The organism is Marinobacterium sedimentorum, assembly GCF_024267675.1.
In the GTDB taxonomy this organism is placed as follows: Bacteria; Pseudomonadota; Gammaproteobacteria; order Pseudomonadales; family Balneatricaceae; genus Marinobacterium_A; species Marinobacterium_A sedimentorum.
The window spans coordinates 72,584-93,512 of sequence record NZ_JALDYX010000007.1; the positions used below are offsets into that span (position 1 = coordinate 72,584).

The window sequence follows — 20,929 nt, forward strand, 5'->3', positions numbered from 1 at the left end:
CCCTATGAAAAATGTACGCAAACTCCATCCCGGCGAGACGGTGATCAGCTGGTTGTTGCTGGCGTTCAGCGCTTTCGTTCTGTATCAGGCTATTGCCATTTCCGGATTCTCCGGGCTCAGTACCCCCGGTGCCTTTCCAGTGGCATCCTCCGCGATCATGACCGGTGCCATGCTGTGGCTGGTGGTTCAGAACCTGCGAATCGCACGTCGCACACCGGAACAGGATAAACAGCCGGCCTGGGCCGTGATGCATGAACTGCTGCCGCTGCGTATCGTGCTATTCACCCTGCTGATCGTGGCTTACATGCTGCTGCTACAGCCCCTGGGCTTTCTGATCAGCACCTTTATGTTCCTGTGCAGCGGCTTTATCTACCTGCGCGGCAGTACCCCCCTGCGCTGCGTCGTCATTGCCGCCGTCGCTGTTGTCGTGATTTACGGCCTGTTCAACTACCTGTTCCGGGTTGTATTGCCCTGAGCTGAGTGAGGAGTGTTCTAATGGCTGATTCCATGTTCGGTTATTTCATGATGTCCTGGCTGGACCCCTCGCTGCTCGGCCTTACGGCCCTGGGCACCCTGGCGGGGATCTATGTCGGCGCCATTCCGGGTCTTTCGGTCACCATGGCGGTGTCGATCCTGATTTCCTTTACCTTTTCCTGGGACGTGAACAACGCCCTGGCGCTGATGGTCGGTGTCTATATCGGCGGCGTCTATGGTGGTTCCCGTTCGGCCATTTTGCTGAATATTCCGGGCGCTCCATCGGCCATCGCCACCGCCTTCGACGGCTTCCCGCTGGCCAAGCAGGGCCTCGCTGGCCAGGCCATTGGTGTCACGACCGTGGTGTCGGTGATCGGTGGTTTTATCGGCATTCTGGTACTGGCCATTGCCGCACCCCTGGTATCAGACGTGGCATTAATGTTTGCACCGCGCGATTACCTGCTGCTGGCGCTGATGGGACTGTTGCTGGTGGCCAGCCTGTCGGGCGAATCCATGGCCAAAGGCATCTTCTGTGCCGCCTTCGGTGCCTGTATCGGCATGGTGGGCATGGACCCGATGACCGCTGAAGGCCGCTTTACCTTCGATACCGTGATGCTGCTCGGTGGCATTCCCTATGTGGTCGCCATGATCGGCTTCTTCGGTGTCTCCGAAGCCCTGTACCAGCTGCACCATATCGGTCTCAAACCCATCAAGCAGGACGTCTCCAAAATTATTCCGTCCTGGTCGGTGGTGCTGAAATACCTGCCGCTGTCTATCCGCACCTCCTTTATTGGTGTCTTTATTGGTGCCCTGCCCGGTACTGGCGGCGATATCGCCTCCCTGATGGCCTATGATCACGCCAAGCGCTCGGTGAAAAACCCGTCCAAGCCGTTTGGTGAAGGCGCTTACGAAGGCCTGGTGGCACCGGAATCGGCCAACAACGCAGCCGTAGGCGGCGCCTACATTCCGATGCTGACCCTGGGCATGCCGGGTGATGCGGTCACGGCCGTGATTATCGGTGCGCTCTATATCCACGGTCTGAAACCGGGCCCGATGATGATGATCGAAACACCGCACCTGTTCTGGTTCACGGTGGGCAACCTGACACTGGCCAATATCTTCCTGCTGATCTTTGGCCTCACCGGCATCAAGATCTTCGCCAAGATGGTTGAACTTCCCAAAGGCCTGTTACTGCCGCTGATCATTATTCTGTCGGTAGTGGGTGCCTACGCCATCAACAACAATATCGCCGATATTTTCTGGCTGCTGGGCTTTGGGGTCTTTGGCTACTTCCTGAAGATGGCCGGGTTCCAGGTTGGACCCATTATTCTCGGCGTTATCCTGGGGCCGCTGATGGACGTGTCCTATAGACGCGCCATGATCAGTGTGGGAGACAGCACGCTGGAACTCATGCACGAGCTGGTCACCAGCCCGATCTCCCTGATCCTGAGCCTGGTGGTCATCTGGCTGATTGTCAGCCAGACAGCGCTGCCCAGACTGATAAAAGCTCGCTTTTCCAAAGGAAAAACCGCTTAACCAACACTGTCGAACAAGCTGTTTCTTTGGGGCTTTCCACCACGTGGAAAGCCCCTTTTTTATGTACAGGATGTACGTATCCTGCGAGCACAGGGACGCGCTAGAGCAGGGTATGTACAGGATGTACGGTCCCTGGCATTTGCTCCTGCAATGTCAGGATTTCCGCCATCCATGGCGGTCATCCTGCAAGCGCAGGAGCAGGGGCAATTTGTACTGGGGGTAGGACAGAAAACTGCTCCTGCGTATTCTGTCTTACCCGGGTGGTCATTCTGCGGGCCTAGCCGCCCTGCAACCCCGAAAGGCGAGGCATCACAGGCTCCGCCATCATCGCGGCACAGACCCGGTTGCGGCCGCTGTTCTTGGCCTGGTACAGGGCCGCATCAGCGCGGGCCAGCAAGGCCTCCAGCGTGTCCATGCCGTCCGTAAGCTGCGAGACGCCAAAGCTGGAGGTCACAGTCACCGCCGTACTGCCCGCTGCACTGCCTTCAACCGCCACCTGGCAAGCCTGCATCGCAACCCGCAGCCGCTCGGCCATGATCAAGGCGGACTCCTGTGGCGTCTTTAGCAGGATCACGGCAAACTCCTCGCCTCCCATCCGCGCCTTGATATCCGAATCCCGCAGCACTCTGGTGAGCGTCAGAGCCACTTCCCGGATAATCTTGTCCCCCACGCCGTGACCGAAGCCATCATTAACCGCCTTGAAGCGGTCAATATCCAGCATGATCACGCTGAGCGGCTGCCCGTGGCGCAGGGCCCGCCCCACCTCCAGGTTGCCGCGTTCAAAAAATGCGCGCCTGTTGAGCAGACCGGTCAGGGAGTCTTGCCGCGCCAGAATCTCGGCCTGGCGCCTTGAGGTTTCCAGTTCCCGCGTCCGCTCCAGTACCTTGGACTCCAGTTCGTTTCTGGACTTTAACGAGGCGCTCAGCTCGCGCTTTTCGGCGCCGAGCTTTCATTGCGCAGGATATTGATCCGGTCCGCCAGCGCAAAGGCCAGCAGCACTGTCTGCGAGATCAAGCCGAAACGGGTCGCGCCAATGGAAATAGAATCGGACGGGATAATGCCCGCGTAGCGCAAAATGGCACCGATAACCGTCAGCGACCATATAGTCCAGGCCAGCGTATAACCGCGGGCGATCTGATGGCCCTGATACCACAGCCAGGCACCGAGTACGGGAAACAGCCCCAGTACCAGCCCGATCAGCAGCGTCAGGTTGACCGACAGGCCACGAAAGCCAACCAACAACAGCAGCGCGCTGACGGCGGTCAGAATCATCAGCCCCAGCAGGATGCGATCAAGGCGCGGCACCCTGACCCGGGTTTCCAGAAAGCTGCGACTGAACTGCACCGCCAGCATGTAGAACAGAATCACCGCCATATTGGGGATGATGTCAGACAGTTGCGGGCTGAAATGCCACAGATACCGGTACCCAAGCCCGCTCAGGGACAGATACATAAGCGTGGCCGCTGAGGCGTACAGCAGATACCAGAAGAATGGCGCTTCGCGCACAGACAGCATCAGGAAAAAATTGTAGAGGATGACCAGCAGGGTAGCGCCGAGGAAAATTCCAAGCCACACCGCTTTGGTGTGCTGCTGCTGCGCGAAGCCCGCCGCCGTCGAGGCCTCCTGATAGACATTGATAATGCCGGCCGAGTCATAGGCAAAACGAAGATAGATCTCGCTGCTCGCGCTCGCTGCCGTCAGGTAGGAAAAGTTGAAAGTCTCGCTGGGGGGGCGCTGCATCTCAAAGGGACGGTGGTCGCCGGCCAGCTGCGTGACCACAGCGCCATCAGGCCGAACCTCGTAGCTGTCGATGTAGTCGGTGGTGTTGTGGGGTACATCCAGAACCCAGGCGACGGCCTCGCTCCCAGGGTTCGAAGCCTCCAGCCGCACCCACCAGGCGGATGACGAGACCCCGAAAGCCGTCCGGCCCTCGGGCAGCGGGGCAAACTGCCGCGCCCATGAATCGCTGCGAACCTCATCAAGCCTGAGACTGCCGCCAGGGTCTTCCAGCACCGACAAATAGGGCGCGAGCTGCACGGCTTGCATCACCGGCTGCAGCACCAGCAGGGCGCCAGACCCAGCACTTTGCCCTGCCCCCAGCCCAACCGCAGGAAGAACGCCCAGTACCAAGATGACCAGCGCGCGCAGCCACACCCGGGCGGCGGCTGCGAGCGGAGCAGAACACCGCCCACTGCGCCGCTGACCGCAGGGCATCACGCCAGCTTCACTCTGCAATTCATGCCTAACCGAATGTTTATACACCAATACATCAGCATCCATATCAACGCGCTGGGGGTCGACTGAACGCCAATATAGCATTGTTATATAAGAAACCGGCAAGGCGTATGGCCGCAGACACCTCCAGCTAAAAGGTGACAACCTGGCGCACCTTTACACCGCGAATCCTACGGGCATTAGAAAAAGCCTCAAGCTGGAAAAACTCAGGCGTTTAGCACCTGCTCCAGCAGCTCGCTGCAATCCGGCGCCTGCTCCAGAGCGTCGACCGCAGCCATAATGGCCTCGATACGCGCCGGGGCCAGATTCACCGCTGCAAGCATGCGGAACTTGGCGCGAAACTCCGCCTGGATCATGGCCGTGGCGGGGTCGCCCTTGGCAGCGGTTACCGGGCTCTGCAGCACCTGGCCATCCTTCAGGCTGATGCGTACGCGGGACAGGATCTCCTGCGGGAAACGTTTCGACAGATCCTCGGCTTCAACAATGTCGATCAGCCTGCTCACGGCCAGAATATCCTTGGCCTGGATGGCATCACCGGTCACCTCGTTGGGACCCACCTGGCCACGGCTGATCAGGGCCGCCAGCGGAAACGCCAGACCGTACTGGGCCTCGTCGGCGTTGGCCGGGAAATGCCCCTGCAGACGCATCGACTCATGGAAAGTCTCGACCCGCACATGCTCGATGTTTGTGCCCTTGATATCCCCGTGCTCGGCCATCAGCGCCGTGACGGCGGTCAACGCCGGCTGGGCCCAGCGACACACTGGCCAGGGTTTGAAGTACTGGGCGTCGATCTCCCAGCGCTCGCCCAGATCCTGCCAGCAGTGTTTTACCCCATCGGCTTCGACCGTTGCCGCCGGTGCGCCAGTAATACCCGCCTGGGCCATGAACAGAGCATTAAGGCCGGCATAGGCACCGGCGCCATGGGCGTCCCGCAGCATGGTCGGAAAATCCACCAGACGCATCATCGGACAGCGCGGGCCGAAATACTCGGCAATGCCCAAAGCATGCAGAAAGGTATCTTCATCCAGGCCCAGCAGACGGGCACCACCGCACACCACACCCAGCCCCGAAAAAGCGCCGGATGCATGATACTCGGGCGCCGTATCCATCAGTGCGACACCGGCACGCAGCGCGGTTTCGTAGCCAACGGTGAGAGCGGCCATAAACTCGGCACCGCTGATCTCGCGCCCCTGCGCCCGGCAGGCATCCACCAGCGCCAGCAACGCCGGCACTACAGTGGCGCCGGCATGGCCCTTGGAGGTGAAATGGCCTTCATGGGCATCGAGGCTATCGATGCAAAAACCGCCCACCCAGGCCGCGCCCAGCGGATGCACCGGCCGGCCATCAAACAGCAAACGACTGTTGAGCCGGCCCGGCGCATAGTGCTCGGTGGCATAGGCCCTGATGCTGTCGGTAGTGTGGTTATGCCGCGCCCCGGCTGCCACGCCGATAATATCCAGCAGCGCGGTACTCATCAGGTAGCGGGTATGAGCGGGAACCTCGGCAAAGCTCAAATCCTGAACAAATCGATACAAAGACATGGTGCAATCTCAGCCTGAAGACAAAAAAGGGGCCCTAAGGCCCCCAAAAAGACCTGCCTGGAACTCAGTTGGACTCGGTACGTGCCTGGGCCAGCCAGCTGTCGAACAGATCGCGGTGGGCGGCAATCCACTCCTGGGCATGGCGTTTAATATCCTCAACGGATTTTTCACCGTCCTGCATCTTCAAGTTCTGAGCGCTTTCGTCAGCGGTGGAAATCTGCACCTGGGACAGGAAGGACTTGGCCGCCGGATGCTCTTCCGCAAACTCACGTCCCATCACAGCCATGACCTTGTCAACTGCGAAGCCGAGGTTCTTGCCCTCGTAGGAGGTGTCTATGTCGTTATTGCCATCGGGCAGATCGGTGTAGGGCACTTCCAGCCAGACCACGTCTTCACCCTCAACCAGCACACCGGCGATCCACTGTGGCACCCAGGTGAAGTAAAGTACCGGCTTGCCTTCCTTGTAGCGGGCAATGGTATCGGCCATCAGCGCGAAGTAGGAACCGCGGTTATGAGTCACTGTGTCTTCCAGACCATAGGCCTTGAGGTGATGGTCGATGATCAGTTCGCAGCCCCAGCCCGGGTTGCAGCCTGTGAGATCTGCCTTGCCGTCGTCGTTGGAGTCGAACAGCTTGGCGATTTCAGGCTTTTTCAGGTCGGCAAGGGACTTGATGTCGTATTGCTCAGCGGTTTTCTTGTCGATCAGATAGCCCTGCAGAACACCGGGAATAATACTGCCGGTCTTGATCATGGTCTCGTCGCCACCGGCCTTCTGATAGAAGGTATCGTGCAGCTTGTCCCACAGGTGCACGCTGAAGTCGGCATCGCCGTAGGACAGTGCCATCATCATGGTGGCGTATTCGGTTTCCTTGGGTTCTTCAACGTCGTAACCCAGCTCCTTCAGGCCGGCTATGGCCACCTCACCGCGAAAACGCTCTTCGGCGATGCTCGGAAAAATCGGCGTTACGGACTCACCCTTGCCGGGCAGCTCGCTGGCCTGGGTTGCACCACTGAGCAACAGGGCGCCGAGGGAAACAGCCGCGGTGATGGTACGAGTGCGGCTAAGAAATGTATCGAGTTGGGTGCGCATGGGCGTACTCCTGGTTGTGTTTATTGTTTTAAGGATGGGTTCGTACTGTTGTGTTGTTGGTCCCGCGCACGCTGCGGCACAGGCGCACACAGATACCGACGGGGCCGCTTTCGTACCAGCGCAGGGTGTTGCTGACATCGGAGCGCTCACCGATGGCCTGGGTCAGGCGATCGAGGAAGATGGCCAGCAATACCAGGCCCACACCACCGACGGTGGCAAGCCCCATATCCAGACGGCCGATGCCACGCAGCACCATCTGGCCGAGTCCGCCCACGGCGATCATCGAGGCGATCACCACCATGGACAGGGACAGCATCAGCGTCTGGTTCAGGCCCGCCATGATGGTGGGCATGGCCAGCGGCAGCTGCACCTTGAACAGCATCTGCCGAGGCGTACAGCCAAAGGCGCGGCCGGCTTCCACCTTGTCGTCCGGCACCTGGCGGATGCCCAGGTTCGTCAGGCGCACCAGCGGCGGCAGCGCAAAGATAATGGTCACCAGCACACCCGGCACGTTACCGATACCAAACAGCATGACCACCGGTACCAGATAGACGAAGGCCGGCAGTGTCTGCATGGCATCCAGTGCGGGGCGAACAAAGCGCTCGGCACGGTCGCTGCGGGCACAGAGAATGCCCAGCGGCACACCGAACAGGGCGCAGAAAAACACCGAAGTGAGTACCAGCGACAGAGTCGTCATGGACTCGGACCAGACACCAATCAGGCCCAGGAAAAACAGCGTAATGGCGCAGAACCCCCCCATGCGCTTGCCCGCCAGTTGCCAGCCAAGCAGGCTGCCCAGCAAAATGCCGATCAGCGGCGGCGGGGACTGCAGGGTGAATTCGATGCCGTTGAGCACCTGGTCAATGGGCCAGCGAATGGCGCGGAAAAAGCCGCGGAAGTTCTGCACCAGGTAATTAAGTACGGATTCGACCCACTCTCCCAGCGGCAGGTGAAGATACTGAAACGGATCAAGCAAACTGAATTCAGACATCTGACGTCCTCTTGAAAACTGGCGGTGTTATTGATGGCTCAGCGTCTGCAGCAGCAGGCTTTTGGAGATGGTGCCAAGGAAGGCGCCCTGGCTGTCCAGTACCGGCAGCGGGTAAGCCGTGTCGGCCACCAGCGTCATCACCTCGTGCAGCGGCGCATCACTGCGAATGCTCAGCGGCTGAGCCACTTTCAGCGCATTCAGCGCGGCCATGTCCGGCGCCTGCCCGGCGAAGTCGCCACCGGTGACGATACCCTGCAACTGTTCCTGATCATCCACGAGGTAACGGAACTGAATATCGGCGGAGGCATCCAGCAGACTGACGCTGCCGTTCAGCTTGATCAGGCTGCGCGGGTCTTTGTGGGCAATATCGCCGGCCTTGAGAATCCTGGAGATATCCACACCCTTGAAGAAGGTTTCGACGTAATCATCCGCCGGATTACTCAGAATGTCCTGCGGCGTGCCGATCTGCACGATGCGCCCGCCCTCCATGATGGCGATGCGATCGCCAATGCGAATGGCCTCATCCAGGTCGTGGGAGATAAAGATGATGGTGCGTTCCTGTTCCTTCTGCAGCCGGATCAACTCGCCCTGCATCTCGTAGCGAATCAGCGGATCCAGCGCCGAAAAGGCCTCATCCATCAGCAGTATGGTGGGGTCGTTGGTCAGTGCCCGGGCCAGACCCACACGCTGCTGCATGCCGCCCGACAACTGATGCGGAAAGCTGGCCCCGTGTTCGCCCAGGCCCACCTGGGACAGGGCTTCCTGTGCCCTGGCGTGACGCTCGGCTTCTGCAACGCCGGAGATCTCCAGACCGAAGGCGGCATTTTCCAGCACGCTCATATGGGGCATCAGGGCGAAGGACTGAAACACCATGCTCATATCCTTGCGCCTTACATCCAGCAGATCCTTGTCGCCCAAGCGGGTAATATCTCGCCCGTTAAGCGCAATACTGCCGGCGGTGGGTTCAATCAAGCGGTTAAGCAGTCGCACCAGGGTGGACTTGCCGGAGCCCGATAATCCCATGATGACAAAAATCTCGCCTTTGCGGACCGAGAAGCTGGCATCGAAAACACCAATCACCTGACCGGTCTTTTCGAATATCTCGTTTTTGTCCGCGCCTTTCTCCAGCATTTTCATGGCCGTATCGGGTTCAGCCCCAAATACCTTGTAAACATTTTTAATGCTGAGTATTTCATCTGTGTTAGTCATGTATCCCTCGTTTCACTTTTTATTCCGCAGGGTTCATGGCAAAAAATACAACCAACAAAACTTTTACCAAGCCTTGTTACTTGCAATAAACCAGTACGTTTTTTGTTATTTGCTATTAACCTGGCTGGCAAATAGGTTCCCTCCCTATTTTCCAGTCACCCCACAAAAACAGGCGCAAGTGCGTGGACGTGCTGGTGTTTGTGGGTTCGCATTGGCCTGCAGCCAATGATGAAGCATCCCTGCTTCATGTATTAACCGCCGGGTTGATAAACAATAATTTATGGAGTTACGGGCCTAACGTCCAACGACATTTGTTGCGTTTAAATCATAACCTTTCGTTATGGTGATATTTGGCTGCCACGGCTGCGCGACAGCAGCACGGCCGCAATCACCACCATGGCTCCACCGGCGAGCAGTGACGGGGACATTTCCTCGCCAACCAGCAGAATCGCAATGGTCACCGCCACTATGGGCTCCAGAGTCGACAGGGTTGATGCATCCGAGGCGCCAATGCGCGGCGAACCACTGACAAAGGTTGCAATCGGCAGGATGGTCGCAAACAGGGCCAGCCCCAGACAGGCCGACCAGCCCAGTGGCGTCTGCGGCCAGCTGCCACCCTTGAGCCACCAGGCACAACCAAAGGTCAGAGCACCACCGAGCAGAATAACCGTCGCCGAGACCAGCGGATTTTGCGGCGGCACTCGCGCGGTACCGTAAATGATGGCGGCGCCATAACTCAACGCTGCAAATAGCGCCCAGCCAACACCGACAATATCCCCCTGTATGTGCAGCCCGGTCGATACCACGACACCGCCACAGGCCAGCAACAGACTCAGCAAGCGGCCGAGGCTGGCGGCTTCGCTCTGGAACAGGATCGCATAGAGCGTGACAAAGGCCGGAAAGGAAAACATCAGAATCACCGCCAGACTGATCGAGGTACTGCGACTGGCACTGTAATACCCCAGAGCCGACGCCGCGTAACCGATGCCAATCAGCAATGTCGGTCCCAGCAGGCGGATCGAAGGCAGGCGCACGCGCTTTACCTTTAGCCAGAGAAGCATCATGCCGGCAGCCAGGCTAAAACGGATCAGTAAAAGCCCAACAGGATCAGCGCCGGCGGCGTAGGCAAAGTGAGCAAAGAAAGGTTGCAGGCCGTAACAAAAGGCGGCCAGGAGCACCAGCGCGAAGCCACGAACGTACTCCCGCTGGCTGTTAAGTTCAGTAATTGGGTTCAAAAGTTTGCATCCGCTCAGTCCTGAATGCCACACAGAGATCGGACCCGGGCAGGCAAGCCCGGGCACTCGATTACCGTAGACAGGAGGCTGTCCGAGAATACTGGCCGTAGCGAGAGCCTGCTGGCTTGAGCTGGTTTTTGCGGTGTTTTAAGGCGAATAGTGGTTCTATTTAACGCAAAACAGCACAAAAAACAGCCAAACTCAGGTGGGTCGCAGTAGGTTGAGTATTGTCGGCCAGCCTCCTAGTCGGCCAGTTTTTTCTGCATGGTGGCGCAGTACCAGTCGACGAACTGGCAGACACCATTTTCCGCCAGATCCGAGAAGGGCCCCGGAATATAGGATGGCGAGCTGACGCCCTTGAAAGTTTCTTCCACCAGCTGACGATCCTGATCATTGGTGGCCAGCCAGACCTTGGTGAGATTATCCAGGTCGTAGTCCTTGCCCTCTTCGGCGGTAGCCGGCACCAGCCATTTGGTGGTGACCAGGGTTTCACCCGGTCCCAGCGGCAGGATGCGGAAGCTCAGCGCATGATCGCCCAGGAAGTGATTCCAGGTAGAGGGGTAGCGGAAGTACAGCAGCGCACCGATATTTTCCTCATCAGTGTTATCAAGGCGTCCACTGACCGCGGGCTTGCCGGTCATGGTGTAGCTGACGGCATCCTTGAACAGCGGAATGCGCGTCATGCGATGGCAACCTGCGGGGTCCATCACCAGCCGACTCGGCAGGCCCGCCGCTTCGCAGCGATCCCAGTAGCTCACAAGCTCTGGGCTTTCCGCACCGCCGACACCGGCCACGGCCAGGTTTTCCATAAAAGAGTTCAGCAGCTCCGGGTGCGCGCCATCGCAGTGATAGCACTCGCGATTGTTCTCGAACACCAGCTTCCAGTTGCCCTTTTCCACCAGGTTGGACTCGAAGGCCACCTTGCAGTTATCCAGGTTGTGGGGCTCGATAAAGGGCGCGAGATCAGCACGAAACGCGTCAAAATCCGGCGCCTCCGGGGCAACACAGACATAGATGTAACTGTTCACGACCTCACAATGCACCGGCTCCAGGCCATGATCATCGGTCTTGAAGTTCTCGCCCATATTGGAGGCAAACAGCAGCTTGCCATCCAGATCATAAGTCCAGCGATGGTAAGGACACACCAGCTTGGCCACCTTGCCCTGGGCCTGGGAGCAGATACGCGAACCGCGGTGGCGACAGGCATTGTGGAAGGCGCGCACATCACCCTTGGCATCACGCACCACCAGTACCGGATACTTGCCGATCTGCAGCGTCAGGTATTCACCGGCCTTGGGAATCTCGAAGCTGTGGCCGGCAAAGATCCACTCCTTGTGCCAGATCTGCTCCAGATCCTGCTCATACACCTCGGCATCCGAATAAAGCTCGCTACCCAGGGCATGGCGGGGCTTGCGCTGATTGATCAGGGCCAGTGTCTTGGCTTTTGTTGTCATTTCCTCACTCCAGTCACAGCAGGGCTCGCGGTTATTGTTACGCCGGCGTGGCGCCCTGATCGACAGGGTCTGAATCTGTACCCCGTCTGTCCCCGCGACCTGCTTTATGGCAAGCTGCTTTGGGACAGGGCCGTGGCGCCAGCCGGCGTTTTTATCAGTGCAACCAGTCTAGAAGCGCCCCCGCAGCGGGCAAAACGACTTTTTATCAAGGTTTTTAAATACGTATCGTTATGGTTAAACACGCAGAGCCGGACAAAGTATTGGTAAAAATGCCCTCACTCAGAGCAGTGAGGTCATTTGTGGCGGCCGCCAAGTACCAGAATTTCACCCGTGCGGCCGAAGCCCTGTGCGTTACCCAGGCGGCCATCAGCCGGCAGATTCGTGAACTCGAAGCCAGCCTTGGCATCGAGTTGTTCAAACGTTCCGGGCGCGCGGTGGAGCTGACCGAAGCCGGCGCCATCTTCTACGATGCGGCCTACCTGTCCTTCGTCAATATCGCCCAGGCCGCCGAACGCGTGCAGGGGCTTGGCAGCAGCAAGAAAATGCTGACGATCTGCTGCACGCCGGCCTTTTCCGCGCTCTGGCTGTCCCGTCGCCTGCCGGCATTTTTCACCGCCAACCCGGATATCGACCTCAATGTCGTGACCACTGAAAACTTCCTGCAAATGGAACCCGGCGTCGCGCCGGATGTATTCATCAACAAGGTCGCCGACCCCCGCGAGGGCTACCACTCCATTGCCCTCTTCCATGACCTGATCTATCCGATCTGCACCCCCGAATACCTGCGCCAGCACCCTGAAGTAGCGAGCCTTGAGGGGCTGCGCGATAGCGTGCTGCTGAACCTGAGCCCCTACGGCCGCTCCCAGGTGGCAGAACACCTGGACTGGAATGTCTGGTTCTCGTTTTTCAAGATAGGCGCCAACGCCCGCATTGATGACAGCTATCACCTGTTCAATGCCAACGACTACAACATGCTGATTCAGATGGTGCTGAACAACCAGGGCGTGACCCTGGGCTGGCATCACCTGGTAGCGCCTCTGCTGGCCGACGGGCGCCTGGTGGCGCCGGTTACACAGGTGGTGGAGCTGAAGGAAAAACTGCATTACCTGACCTATGCCGACAACAAGACCAACAATGAAGCCTTTTGCCTGTTCCGCAACTGGATGCTCGCCTGCGTAGAAGAAGAGCGAACCGTTGTGCCACCGGCCGAGTAGACCCACACAAACACATAGCCGTAACTTCAACGCTGAAAGGCCGGTTGGTACCCCAGGGACGCATTGCGAGAATGCTGACTGCAGGCTGCTCTGCAGCAAAGCGCGTAGCGCCCAAAACCCGGACAATAGCCAGCCAACGCCACTCAGGGTGGCTCCCTTTGCACGCCGCTCAGCGGGGCCGGTAGATACCTATTCGCAGAGCTACACCGCCGGCGTCAGGAGCAGGTTTCGTCCCCATTGTGCTGATAACCTATGGTTATGCTATTTGCGATAAAAAGGTTGATTGTGGCTTTTCCACTCCCCTCTTAAAATTTTCCCATCCGCGATTTATCAGGTCTGGACCTTTTAATCTCGCGCCAACTCGGACACGACAATCATAACGAAGGTTAAATAATATGCACTTCGAAGGAATTTACACGCCAGTCATTACTCCGTTTAAAGCAGACTACTCCATCGATTACGATGCCTATGCAGCACAAGTACAGTTTCTGCTTGAGTCCGGCGTTCATGGCCTTATGATTGGTGGCACCACGGGTGAATATTATGTAGAAAGCCACGAAGAGCGTGTTGAATTACTGAAAATTGCACGCCAGGTCTGCGGCAATAATCTACAGATCATCTTCGGAACCGGATCAATCGACCCAGCAGCATCACTGAAACTGGCAGAATCTGCGGTCAAACATGAAGCCGATGTTATTCTGGTTGCAACGCCTCCCTATTCACTGCCGACTCAGCAGGAATTGGCACAGCATGCGCTGAGCATTGACCGGGCAGCCAACCTTCCAATCATGCTTTATAACTATCCTGACCGGATGGGTATAAACATGGAAGCCGAGTTCTTTGACCTGATTTCCGAGTCGGCAAACTTCTGCAGCATTAAAGAGAGTTCGGGAGATATCAACCGTCTGCATATGCTAATGAACGACTACCCCAAAATTCAGGTTGCCTGCGGTATGGATGATCAGGCACTGGAGTTCTTTGCCTGGGGCGCCAAAAGCTGGGTCTGCGCCGGCTCCAACTTCCTGCCCAAAGAACATATTGCGCTCTACAACGCCTGTGTTCTGGAAAACGACTTTGCCAAGGGTCGCCGGATCATGGCAGCGATGATGCCACTGATGAGCGTGCTTGAGCAGGGCGGAAAATTTATTCAGAGCGTCAAGCACGGCGTAACGCTGGATGGGCGCTTCGCCGGTGAAGTGCGCAAGCCCCTGCTGGGTCTGAGCGAGCAGGAAAAGACCGCCATGGCTCAGGTGGTTAAGGAATTGAAACTGAATATCGCTGACATTGTGTCGGAGGCCAAGTAATGACCACTCTGCGGACCCATGAAGAATATAAAGAGATTGCCGCCAAGCTGACGCCGCCCTCAATGAGTTTCATTAATGGCAGCTTCCGACCTTCCAGCGACGCGGAAACAATCCCCGTAACGAATCCGGCCACCGACGAGCTGATAACCCATATCGCGGCCTGTACTGTTGCCGATGTCGATTTTGCCGTTGAGAAGGCACGCACAGCATTTGACAGCGGTGTCTGGAGCAAAATCCACCCGTCAGAACGCAAAAAAGTTTTAATCCAGCTCTGCTCGCTGATTGAAAAGAACGCTCATGAGCTGGCAGTGCTGGAAAGCATTGACTCAGGCAAGCCTATTTCTGATTGCGCGACCATTGATATTCCAGAAATAATTCACACTATTAGCTGGCACGCCGAGCTGATCGATAAAATCTACGATCAGACCGCGCCGGTCGGAAATGATGCCGTTGCCATGGTGGTGCGTGAGCCTGTTGGCGTTGTTGGGGCTGTTCTGCCCTGGAACTTCCCGATCCTGATGCTGGCGTGGAAAATTGCACCCGCACTGGCAGCAGGCTGCTCCATGATCGTCAAGCCTGCCGCTCAGACGTCTTTGACAGCATTGCGTGTTGCTGAGTTAGCCACTGAAGCCGGTCTGCCCGATGGCGTGCTGAATATCGTGACCGGTAGCGGTCGGGTCGTGGGCGAAGCGATTGGCAGCCACATGGACATCGACATGGTGACCTTCACCGGCTCGACAGAGACCGGCCGTCGTTTTCTGCGCTACTCCGCCGACTCCAACATCAAGGAAGTGGTACTGGAACTCGGTGGCAAGAACCCCTGCATCGTGCTGGATGATGCCGAAGACCTGGATAAAGTTGCCGCGCAGGTTGTCGCCGCAGCCTTCTGGAACATGGGCGAAAACTGCTCAGCGGGCTCCCGCCTGATTGTTCAGGCAGGCATCAAGGACAAGCTGATGGAGCGGGTGCTGCATCACTCCAAAGACTGGAAAACCGGCGATCCTCTGGATCCGTCGAACCAGCTGGGTGCGCTGGTCGACAAGGTACACTTTGGCAAGGTCTGTGAGTATCTCGAGATCGCCAGGGAAGAGGGTCACACACTTCTGCTCGGCGGAAACACGTCAGATGGCTGCTATGTAATGCCGACCATTTTTGATGGTGTCAAAAACAGCGACCGTCTGGCGAAAGAAGAGATTTTTGGGCCTGTTCTGTCGGTCATTACCGTCAGCAGCTACGAAGAAGCGATCGCCGTCGCCAACGATACCGAATATGGCCTGGCGGCTTCGGTATTCACTGCCAATGGAAAAACATCCATGCGTGCGGCTCAGGCACTGCGTGCCGGCACCGTCACCGTGAACTGCTTTGGCGAAGGTGATGTATCGACCCCCTTCGGTGGCTACAAACAGTCGGGCTTCGGTGGTCGCGACAAATCCATTCATGCACATGATCAGTTCACCCAGCTGAAAACTATCTGGATTGATCTGACTGACTGATGGTTAAAGGTTCTAACCGGGCGGGTACTGCAATTAAAAGAGACCAGGGGCCAAAGTTCCAGGCGCATGGCACTAGCGTTACCCGGCTCCGGTTCAGAAGGACAACGGTATGACCAAAACTATAAAAGTAAAGCGCTTACCCGTGGATCCAGGCCCTGCAGCCTGGAACAGTATCCTGACCCCGGCATCAGAGTATCCACGCCTGAACGGGGATATAAATGCTGACTGGGTCGTCGTAGGCGGTGGTTTTACCGGTATCGCCGCAGCCCGCAGGCTGTCCCAGCTGGTCGGAACCGAATCCATCGTGCTGCTGGAAGCAAAACGACTGGCCGATGGCCCCGCCGGGCGCAATAGCGGCTTTATGATCGATCTGCCCCATGATCTGAGCTCGGAGACCTATGCCGGTGCCCATGAAAATGACCTGCGGCAGATTAAACTAAACCGCGAAGCAATCCGGTTTGCCGGCGAAATGGCCACTGAGTACGGCATGCCAAAAGCCGTATTTAACCCATGCGGCAAAGTAACCGCAGCCGGTTCATCCCGCGGCGAACAGCATATTGCCAGCTACCAGAAGCATTTGAGCTCGCTAGGCGAAAGCTTCCGGTTAATGGACCACTCGGAAATGAAAGAGTGGACAGGCTGCGACTTTTATCGAAACGGGCTCTTTACACCCGGGGCGGTCATGATACAGCCCGCGGCCTTTATTCGTAAGGCGGCCGAAGGCCTGAGCGCCAAGATCAGCATTTATGAAAACAGCCCTGTCACCCGTATGGAACTCGGCGCTGTGCATAAACTGGTCACCCCCGGGGCCATCGTGAGGGCCAAGGGGGTTATCCTGGCGGTCAATGGCCATATTCAGTCGTTTGGCTTCTTCCCGAAAAGGCTGCTGCATGTATTTACCTACGCATCTATGACCCGGGCGCTGACGCCTGGAGAAACCCAGCGTTTGGGCGGTGCCAGTAACTGGGGAATATTGCCCGCCGACCCCATGGGCACAACGGTACGTCGCAGCTCTGACTTTATGGGCAGCGGCGATCGTATTGTGATTCGTAATCACGCGACCCTGAACCAGTCTATTGAAGCGACGGCCCAAAATATGAAAAGAGCGGCAAGATTGCAGGATCGCTCTTTTGAAAATCGCTTTCCGATGCTCAAGGGGGTTGAGATGGAATATCGCTGGGGAGGGCGACTGTGTCTTTCCCTGAACTCTGTACCCGCGTTTGGCGAAGTGGAATCCAGGGTCTGGGCAGCCGCGTGTCAGAATGGCCTGGGCACGGTGAAAGGTACATTGTCGGGAATGATGGCCGCCGAGCAGGCCGTACTCGGTAGCTCGACACTGCTGACACAGTTTCTGGACCACCAGCAACCCGGGAAGCTGCCGCCCGAGCCATTTCTGACGGTCGGCGCCAACATGACCATGCGCTGGAAGGAATGGCAGGCCGGCATTGAAATGTAATCTCCCGGCGCTGACTCTGAACAGGAAACCACTATGACCCACTTCAACACTAGCGAGTTTCTGGACCCGGTCCGCACCCAGACCTGGAGCAACGGCCGCCACCTGGTGCGCTGCGTAAGGGTGATCCGCGAAACCGCGGACGTTTGCACCTTTACCTTCAGCCTGGGCCAGCCGGTGCTGTTTTTCTTCAAGCCCGGGCAGTTTGTCACCCTGGAACTGGAGATCGCCGGCCAGCGCGTCATGCGCTCCTACACCATCTCCAGCTCACCGTCGATTCCCTACAGCTTCTCGATCACCGTGAAGCGCGTCCCCGGTGGCGAGGTCTCCAACTGGCTGCACGAAAATCTTCAGTCCGGCGACCAGATTGCCGTGCACGGCCCGGTGGGGCAGTTCAACTGCCTGGACTTCCCGGCCGAGAAAGTCCTGCTGCTGTCCGGCGGTGTTGGCATCACGCCGGTCATGTCCATGGCGCGCTGGTGGTTTGATACCGACACTGAGGTCGATATCGCCTTCGTCCACAGCGCCCGCACCCCGGGGGATGTGATCTACCGGCACGAGCTGGACTACATGTCCTCGCGCATCGGCAATTTCCAGCTGCACCTGGTGTGTGAGCGCAACGACGTCGGCCAGATCTGGGGCGGCTATCGCGGTCGGGTCGATCTCAACATGCTGCAGCTCATCGCTCCGGATTTTCTGCAGCGCGAGGTTTTCTGCTGTGGCCCCGAGCCCTACATGAAGGCCATTCGTACCTTGCTGGAACAGGCCGGTTTTGACATGCGCCAGTACCACGAGGAATCATTCGATGCCACGCCGGCGCAGGATGTGCGCCAGGCCGAGGTGCATGCCGACGAAGCTCAGCAAGCGGAGCTCGTCGAGCTGGAGATGGCCCGCGTCAACTTTGCCGACTCCGGCCAGAGCGTCGAGGTGGCCCTTGGCAGTAACCTTAACGAGGCCGCCGCCGAAGCCGGCATCAACATACCCAAGGCCTGCGGCATCGGCATCTGCGGTGCCTGCCGGGTCCGCATCATCGATGGTCGTTCCAGCATGGCGCACAACGGCGGCATCACGCCCGAAGAAATCGAACAGGGTTATGTGCTGTCGTGCTGCACCCAGGTCGAGGGCGACCTGCAGGTCGAGTTCTGATCGCCGGGTGCTTGCTGCAGGCTCCGACTTTCCTCAAAAAAGGGTTCTTCCAGTTTTAACGAGAAAGTGGTGCGGCGCTGGTAAACGAATGCACCGCCTCCGTGTAGAGATGTCTAGACAATCAAGCATCACAATGGTCGGATAGTCCCTGTTTCGCCCTTTTGGGCGCCTTAGTTTTCTTTGCTCGTGCGAAAGAAAAGTAAGCAAGGCTTTTTTACCTTGAAGAATACGCCCTAATGAAGCTTTTTCACTGCGCGCTGGAACGATTTTCCGGACGCCGGCCTTCAAGGTGAAGAGTCTGCACGGCTTTTATCGGATCTGCGGCTCGGCATCCCTGCCTCGCCCCTGAAGGGCCTGATCGAAAAATAGCCCAGTGCTCGTCGGCTTCTCACGCGGCCGGGGTGCCGCCCTCAACTATCTGGAAATGCTGCGGAACCGATTGAGGCGATATTGACAGCCCAAGTAGCGGAGCCATGACAAGCGTTGTGCCATGCGCACCTCACCCGCCCTGCTAACGAATCACGAATTACGAATAACTAATGACCTTAACCGCCGATCAAAGCCCCTCGTCACGGCGGTACTGTCGGGCCTGGGAGGCCATGCGGATATGGGCGTTGGCTTCACCGTAACGGTCGTAATCCTTGATCCGCTGTACCACCTCGAAGAAGACGCCGTGGGCTTCGCGGGTGTAGAAGTGGAAGAATTCGCCGTCGTCATTGCGATCATAAAGGATGTTCAGGCTGCGCATGCGCGCCAGTACGTCGGGCTCAGGCGCAAAGCGTGCATCCAGATCACGGTAGTAGTTTTGCGGAATGGGCAGCAGCTTGTCAGCGCCCACCGCGCCTGCCGCCGCAAAGATATCCTCGCAGGCAAAGGCGATCTGTTGCACGCCGGAGCCCTTGGCCTTGTGGATAAAGCGCTGCGCCGAAGCTTCACGTGCTGCCGTCATGTTAAGCGGTATCCGCACCCGGCCATCCCGGCTCTTGGCCACACGGCTGACCACCAGGCCGTAGATATCCGGCAGATCGGTACTGGCTTCAACCTCGAACCCGAACAGTGACTTGTAGAAAAAGGACGCCGAGAGGAAATCGGTATTGGATACCGTCTGGCCGATATGATCGATGCGCTGCAGCCCGACGGCGGTCTCACCTACATCGGTCAGCGGTACAAAGTCGATATCGAAAAAGCGGAACTTGCCCGGGCGCTCGACAAAGTACACCAGGCTGTCACCTATACCGCGGATGGCCGGAATGTTCAGCTCCCCAGGACCCGCCTGATTGGCAAAGCGCGTGCTGCGATAGCGCTCGGTGCGCGCCAGCATGGCACCCAGATCAGTGGTGGCAAACGCCAGGGCACAGATGGACACGCCGTGGGCCTGATAGTGTTCATGGGCCTGGCTCAGCGGCTCGCGGTTCAGCACCAGGTTGATATCACCCTGGCGCATCAGGCTGACGTTCTTGGAGCGGTGTTTATGGGTTTCGCGAAAACCGAGGTTCTGCAGCAGTTGCACCAGTTCGTCGCCGCTGTCGCCCTCCACCGCAAATTCGATAAATTCGACGTCGGTAATCTCGGGCTGAGCCGGTTGCTCCGGCGCCACCGAGGTTTGCTCTTCGAGCCAGATCAGGGAGCGCATTCCATCCACGGCCTTTTCCAGCGGCGATGAGGAACGGAATTCGTCATTGAAAATTTCGTGGGACAGGTAGTCGTCAAAGCCCTTGTCCTTCAGGCACTGCACAAACTCCACCACCGGCAGATCACCCTGCCCCGGGAAACAGCGGAAATGCCGGCTGTAGTGCAGCACTTCCATCTGCAGCCGCGGCGCATCGGCCACCTGCACCAGCGCTATCTTGTCGATGGGGATCTCATCGCGCAGCACGTCCAGCGTATTGCCGCGGGCAAACATGTGGAAACTGTCGAGGATGATACCCAGGTTCGGATGATCGCCACGCTTGACGATATCCCAGGCGACATCGTAATCCGCCACATGGCGGCCCCAGGCCAGCGCTTCGTAGCCGATGATAAAGTCCTGCTGGCGGGCCAGTTCCGCCAGTTCGTGCAGATCGGCGGCAGCACGGTCGCGATCATCGATAACATGGGGCGATACATTGCTGCAGATCAGCAGTCGCCTGGTGCCCAGTTCATGCATCAACTCGAACTTGCGCTGGGCGCGATAGAAATTCTGGCTGCGCCAGGGTTCCGGCATCGCCTCGAAGTCGCGAAACGGCTGCAGCGCAATGATTTCCAGCCCGAGGTCTTCCGCCATCAGGCGTACATCTCGCGCGCTGCCATCGAACTGGGTCAGATCGTTCTCGAAAATTTCCACGCCATCAAAGCCAGCCTGCGCCGCGGCGCGCAGTTTTTCCTGCAGTGAACCTGAAATCGTGACCGTCGCGAGTGCCGTTTTCATGCTGTATTCCCGGAGATTCTGAGCCAGTAGCCTGCGTCTGCGCAGCAGTGCGACCAGCTAAAATTGTCATTTCGCTAACACTACTCCCATGGCGTCGCGCTGATAAATGAATAACACGACCATTTAAATATCGAATTCGATATGATA

At 57.9% G+C, this 20,929-nt stretch carries 16 protein-coding genes; 7 read left to right on the forward strand and 9 right to left on the reverse strand.

What is annotated here, in order from left to right; translation table 11 throughout:
* Positions 1-4 precede the first annotated feature (4 nt).
* On the forward strand, positions 5-475 hold the full coding sequence (locus MRS74_RS08580; protein ID WP_254579865.1) for a tripartite tricarboxylate transporter TctB family protein: 471 nt from the start codon (positions 5-7) through the stop codon (positions 473-475).
* A 20-nt stretch (positions 476-495) separates the two neighbouring features.
* Positions 496-2,010 (forward strand): tripartite tricarboxylate transporter permease, encoded by a 1,515-nt coding sequence (locus tag MRS74_RS08585; RefSeq protein WP_254579866.1) that lies wholly within the window; start codon positions 496-498, stop codon positions 2,008-2,010.
* 277 nt (positions 2,011-2,287) lie between these two features.
* On the opposite strand, the gene MRS74_RS08590 is transcribed toward MRS74_RS08585, so the two are convergent.
* The 8 genes from MRS74_RS08590 to MRS74_RS08625 all read right to left on the reverse strand — a co-directional run bounded on the left by MRS74_RS08590 (position 2,288) and on the right by MRS74_RS08625 (position 11,765).
* Positions 2,288-2,935, reverse strand: a complete 648-nt coding sequence (locus MRS74_RS08590; protein ID WP_306421976.1) for a GGDEF domain-containing protein — start codon at positions 2,933-2,935, stop codon at positions 2,288-2,290.
* On the reverse strand, positions 2,932-4,245 hold the full coding sequence (locus MRS74_RS08595) for a 7TMR-DISM family protein (protein WP_254579867.1): 1,314 nt from the start codon (positions 4,243-4,245) through the stop codon (positions 2,932-2,934). Before MRS74_RS08595 ends, MRS74_RS08590 begins: the two co-directional genes overlap by 4 nt.
* A gap of 206 nt (positions 4,246-4,451) precedes the next feature.
* The gene (locus tag MRS74_RS08600) at positions 4,452-5,786 is read right to left on the reverse strand and encodes an MmgE/PrpD family protein (protein ID WP_254579868.1); all 1,335 of its coding nucleotides are present in this window, start codon (positions 5,784-5,786) and stop codon (positions 4,452-4,454) included.
* A gap of 64 nt (positions 5,787-5,850) precedes the next feature.
* Complete coding sequence (gene proX / locus MRS74_RS08605) at positions 5,851-6,876, reverse strand: glycine betaine/L-proline ABC transporter substrate-binding protein ProX (RefSeq protein ID WP_254579869.1); 1,026 nt, start codon at positions 6,874-6,876, stop codon at positions 5,851-5,853.
* Between the two features lie 28 nt (positions 6,877-6,904).
* The gene (proW, locus tag MRS74_RS08610) at positions 6,905-7,867 is read right to left on the reverse strand and encodes a glycine betaine/L-proline ABC transporter permease ProW (RefSeq protein WP_254579870.1); all 963 of its coding nucleotides are present in this window, start codon (positions 7,865-7,867) and stop codon (positions 6,905-6,907) included.
* 27 nt (positions 7,868-7,894) lie between these two features.
* Positions 7,895-9,076: a glycine betaine/L-proline ABC transporter ATP-binding protein ProV gene (proV, locus tag MRS74_RS08615; RefSeq protein ID WP_254579871.1), complete on the reverse strand. Its 1,182-nt coding sequence runs from the start codon at positions 9,074-9,076 to the stop codon at positions 7,895-7,897.
* A gap of 338 nt (positions 9,077-9,414) precedes the next feature.
* Positions 9,415-10,311: a DMT family transporter gene (locus tag MRS74_RS08620; RefSeq protein ID WP_254579872.1), complete on the reverse strand. Its 897-nt coding sequence runs from the start codon at positions 10,309-10,311 to the stop codon at positions 9,415-9,417.
* A 242-nt stretch (positions 10,312-10,553) separates the two neighbouring features.
* Complete coding sequence (locus tag MRS74_RS08625) at positions 10,554-11,765, reverse strand: aromatic ring-hydroxylating oxygenase subunit alpha (RefSeq protein WP_254579873.1); 1,212 nt, start codon at positions 11,763-11,765, stop codon at positions 10,554-10,556.
* Between the two features lie 269 nt (positions 11,766-12,034).
* Here MRS74_RS08625 and MRS74_RS08630 point away from each other — a divergent pair, with 269 nt between their 5' ends.
* The 5 genes from MRS74_RS08630 to gbcB all read left to right on the forward strand — a co-directional run bounded on the left by MRS74_RS08630 (position 12,035) and on the right by gbcB (position 18,375).
* Entirely contained in the window at positions 12,035-12,979 is a 945-nt protein-coding gene (locus tag MRS74_RS08630; RefSeq protein ID WP_254579874.1) for a LysR family transcriptional regulator, read from the forward strand.
* A 395-nt stretch (positions 12,980-13,374) separates the two neighbouring features.
* Positions 13,375-14,283, forward strand: a complete 909-nt coding sequence (locus MRS74_RS08635) for a dihydrodipicolinate synthase family protein (protein WP_254579875.1) — start codon at positions 13,375-13,377, stop codon at positions 14,281-14,283.
* Entirely contained in the window at positions 14,283-15,776 is a 1,494-nt protein-coding gene (locus MRS74_RS08640; RefSeq protein ID WP_254579876.1) for an aldehyde dehydrogenase, read from the forward strand. Before MRS74_RS08635 ends, MRS74_RS08640 begins: the two co-directional genes overlap by 1 nt.
* 109 nt (positions 15,777-15,885) lie before the next feature.
* Positions 15,886-17,232, forward strand: coding sequence for an NAD(P)/FAD-dependent oxidoreductase (locus MRS74_RS08645; protein WP_254579877.1), 1,347 nt, complete (start codon positions 15,886-15,888; stop codon positions 17,230-17,232).
* Positions 17,233-17,265: 33 nt separating this feature from the next.
* Positions 17,266-18,375: a glycine betaine monooxygenase reductase subunit gene (gene gbcB / locus MRS74_RS08650; protein WP_254579878.1), complete on the forward strand. Its 1,110-nt coding sequence runs from the start codon at positions 17,266-17,268 to the stop codon at positions 18,373-18,375.
* Between the two features lie 556 nt (positions 18,376-18,931).
* Here the strand turns inward: gbcB and MRS74_RS08655 are convergent.
* A complete protein-coding gene (locus tag MRS74_RS08655; protein ID WP_254579879.1) occupies positions 18,932-20,782 on the reverse strand; it encodes a bifunctional sugar phosphate isomerase/epimerase/4-hydroxyphenylpyruvate dioxygenase family protein in 1,851 nt (616 codons plus the stop codon).
* Positions 20,783-20,929: the final 147 nt, after the last annotated feature.